Annotated in this window: 4 protein-coding genes; 3 read left to right on the top strand and 1 reads right to left on the bottom strand. The window is 43.2% G+C overall.

From position 1 onward, the window contains the following. A partial coding sequence (gene lon, locus RAC86_RS36430; RefSeq protein WP_377886759.1) for an endopeptidase La occupies positions 1-1,704 on the top strand: 1,704 nt, incomplete at its 5' end. After that, positions 1,701-2,288, top strand: coding sequence for a ribosome biogenesis GTP-binding protein YihA/YsxC (gene yihA, locus RAC86_RS36425; protein ID WP_003229621.1), 588 nt, complete (start codon positions 1,701-1,703; stop codon positions 2,286-2,288). The genes lon and yihA, both read left to right, overlap by 4 nt. Positions 2,289-2,309: 21 nt before the next feature. Here the strand turns inward: yihA and RAC86_RS36420 are convergent, their stop codons facing one another. Then, positions 2,310-2,807, bottom strand: a complete 498-nt coding sequence (locus RAC86_RS36420; RefSeq protein WP_377886758.1) for a hypothetical protein — start codon at positions 2,805-2,807, stop codon at positions 2,310-2,312. A 230-nt stretch (positions 2,808-3,037) separates the two neighbouring features. Here RAC86_RS36420 and hemA point away from each other — a divergent pair. Next, positions 3,038-3,717 (top strand): glutamyl-tRNA reductase (hemA, locus tag RAC86_RS36415; protein WP_377886757.1); only part of this gene is annotated, 680 nt, incomplete at its 3' end.

Genomic DNA, 3,717 nt, shown 5'->3' with positions numbered 1-3,717 from the left:
GAGAAAAAAATCGGCCAGCGCGTCAAACGTTCGATGGAGCGTACGCAGAAGGAATACTACTTGCGTGAACAAATGAAGGCGATCCAAAAAGAGCTTGGCGATAAAGAAGGCAAAACTGGCGAAGTTCAGACGCTGACGGAAAAAATCGAAGAAGCAGGCATGCCTGATCATGTGAAGGAAACAGCGCTTAAAGAATTGAACAGATATGAAAAAATTCCGTCAAGTTCTGCGGAAAGCTCCGTGATCCGCAACTATATCGACTGGCTGGTTGCTCTTCCGTGGACGGATGAAACAGATGATAAGCTTGATTTGAAAGAAGCAGGACGTCTCTTGGACGAAGAGCACCACGGGCTTGAAAAAGTAAAAGAACGTATTTTAGAATATTTGGCTGTCCAGAAGCTGACCAAATCCCTGAAAGGCCCGATTCTCTGTTTGGCAGGACCTCCAGGTGTCGGAAAAACGTCTTTAGCCAAATCAATTGCAAAAAGCTTGGGACGCAAATTCGTCAGAATCTCACTCGGAGGAGTTCGGGACGAATCAGAGATACGCGGACACAGACGGACCTATGTCGGAGCAATGCCTGGACGTATTATTCAAGGGATGAAAAAAGCGGGCAAGCTGAATCCGGTCTTCTTATTAGACGAAATTGACAAAATGTCATCTGATTTTAGAGGAGACCCATCATCCGCTATGCTTGAAGTGCTTGATCCAGAGCAAAACAGCAGCTTCAGTGATCACTATATTGAAGAAACCTTTGATTTATCCAAAGTGCTGTTTATCGCAACGGCGAACAATTTGGCCACAATTCCGGGCCCGCTCAGAGACAGAATGGAAATTATTAATATCGCAGGCTACACAGAAATAGAAAAACTTGAAATCGTAAAGGATCACTTGCTTCCAAAGCAAATCAAAGAACACGGGCTGAAGAAAAGCAATCTTCAGCTGCGTGATCAGGCGATTCTTGATATTATCCGCTACTATACGAGAGAAGCTGGTGTGAGAAGCCTTGAACGCCAGCTTGCCGCGATTTGCCGTAAAGCTGCAAAAGCCATTGTTGCTGAAGAGCGAAAACGGATTACGGTTACTGAGAAGAACCTTCAAGACTTTATCGGAAAACGTATTTTCAGATATGGACAAGCTGAGACAGAGGATCAGGTTGGTGTAGTGACAGGGCTTGCTTATACAACCGTTGGCGGAGATACGCTGTCGATTGAAGTATCGCTTTCTCCGGGGAAAGGGAAATTAATCCTGACAGGAAAGCTCGGAGATGTTATGAGAGAGTCTGCTCAGGCTGCATTCAGCTATGTGCGATCCAAAACAGAAGAACTTGGCATTGAACCTGACTTTCATGAGAAGTATGATATTCATATACATGTACCAGAGGGTGCGGTGCCAAAAGATGGTCCGTCAGCCGGTATTACGATGGCAACAGCGCTTGTTTCTGCTTTAACGGGACGGGCGGTTTCGCGTGAAGTCGGCATGACTGGGGAAATCACGCTTCGCGGGCGCGTGCTGCCGATCGGCGGCTTAAAGGAAAAAGCGCTTGGCGCACATAGAGCGGGATTAACGACCATTATTGCGCCTAAAGATAATGAAAAAGATATAGAGGATATTCCGGAAAGCGTCAGGGAGGGGCTGACATTTATATTGGCGTCCCACTTAGACGAGGTTTTGGAACATGCCTTAGTAGGAGAGAAGAAATGAAAGTCACAAAGTCAGAAATCGTGATCAGTGCAGTAAAACCGGAACAGTACCCTGAAGGGGGGCTTCCGGAAATCGCATTGGCCGGAAGATCGAACGTAGGAAAATCGTCTTTTATCAATTCATTAATCAATCGCAAAAATCTTGCGAGAACGTCATCAAAGCCGGGAAAAACACAAACGCTTAATTTCTACATTATCAATGATGAGCTGCATTTTGTGGATGTGCCGGGCTACGGTTTTGCCAAAGTGTCAAAGTCTGAGCGTGAAGCATGGGGCAGAATGATTGAAACATATATCACGACACGCGAGGAATTAAAAGCTGTGGTGCAGATCGTTGATTTGCGGCATGCGCCATCTAATGATGATGTACAGATGTATGAATTCTTAAAGTATTACGGCATTCCTGTTATTGTTATCGCTACAAAGGCGGATAAGATCCCGAAAGGCAAATGGGACAAACACGCGAAGGTTGTCCGACAAACATTAAATATTGATCCGGAAGACGAGCTGATTCTCTTTTCCTCAGAAACGAAAAAGGGAAAAGACGAAGCTTGGGGAGCGATCAAAAAAATGATAAACCGGTAGAGGATCCTCTACCGGTTTTATTTATCGTATAGATTTTTTTCGTTTTATCAATAATAACAATAAACTGATTCCAATAAAGACAAACGGCCAATACTCCTTCAGAAGCGCTGTTGGAATATGCGCAGACTCAAGCCATGCCATAATTTGTTTGAAAAAGTACAAAAACAGGGAAAAACAAATCATCGACACAGCTTCATATACATATTCTTTTTTTTGAACGGTTGAAACGAGAAGTGAGAAGCCGATCATAAAGAGGAGCATTTCAAAATCATCCGGCCACCATACCCATTTCGGCTTGGAAAAAAAGTGTAAACCGATCCCGAAGAGAAGTAAACCAATAAAAATATGGGGTGTAACGGCTTCTTTTTTTCCTTGATATACAAAGGCTGCGCCTAATAACATGAGGAGAACAGGCCATTGATCCTGCCCTGAAAACAGTTCGGCTTGGCCGCTTTCTAGCCATGCATATACAGAAGCGGCAAGTAGCAGACAAGGGAATAAAATTGATTTTTGTTTCATGCATATCACCTTCTTGTTTTTTAGAGCTGATGTGTAGTAAATTTCTGCTGTTTTTGGTATTGTCAATAGGAATGCTTCTTTTCCCTGAAGCTTTTTCTAATATAGCATAAGAATTTTAAAATCTGTTCACATTTTGTGAAAGAAACTATGTTATAATTATTATAAATAATGAGTTCTATGTTAGAATGATTATAAATAAAAGATTGGGTGTTGGGGGTGTAATTAAAGCGATGCATATACTTGTTGTGGGAGTAGATTATAAATCCGCCCCTATTGAGATACGTGAAAAAGTAAGCTTTCAGCCGAATGAGCTGGCAGAAGCGATGGTGCAGCTGAAGGAAGAGAAAAGCATTCTTGAAAACATCATCGTTTCCACATGCAATCGCACTGAAATTTATGCGGTAGTCGACCAGCTCCATACCGGCCGTTATTATATAAAAAAGTTTTTAGCTGATTGGTTTCAATTAAGCAAAGAAGAACTGTCGCCGTTTTTAACATTTTATGAAAGCGATGCGGCTGTTGAGCATTTATTCCGTGTAGCCTGCGGACTTGATTCTATGGTGATTGGTGAAACGCAGATTCTCGGCCAGGTGCGCGACAGCTTTAAAACAGCTCAGCAAGAAAAAACGATCGGGACTATTTTTAATGAGCTGTTTAAGCAGGCGGTTACAGTGGGCAAACGGACTCATGCTGAAACAGACATTGGCTCAAATGCAGTATCAGTAAGCTATGCAGCAGTTGAACTTGCTAAAAAAATCTTCGGAAACCTTTCAAGCAAGCACATATTGATTCTCGGTGCGGGAAAAATGGGCGAGCTTGCTGCGGAAAACCTGCACGGACAGGGAATCGGCAAGGTCACTGTCATTAACCGAACATACTTGAAAGCGAAGGAGCTTGCAGACCGTTTCTC

This window comes from Bacillus sp. LR_5, assembly GCF_042709275.1.
Note: the sequence above shows the minus strand (reverse complement) of the source record. Positions and strands in the feature narration are given on the sequence as shown.

What these genes read in the sequence shown, in the direction of transcription:
- yihA (WP_003229621.1), top strand. Translation starts at nt 1,701, where the DNA reads ATGAAAGTCACAAAGTCAGAAATCGTGATCAGTGCAGTAAAACCGGAA.
- RAC86_RS36420 (WP_377886758.1), bottom strand. Translation starts at nt 2,807, where the DNA reads ATGAAACAAAAATCAATTTTATTCCCTTGTCTGCTACTTGCCGCTTCT.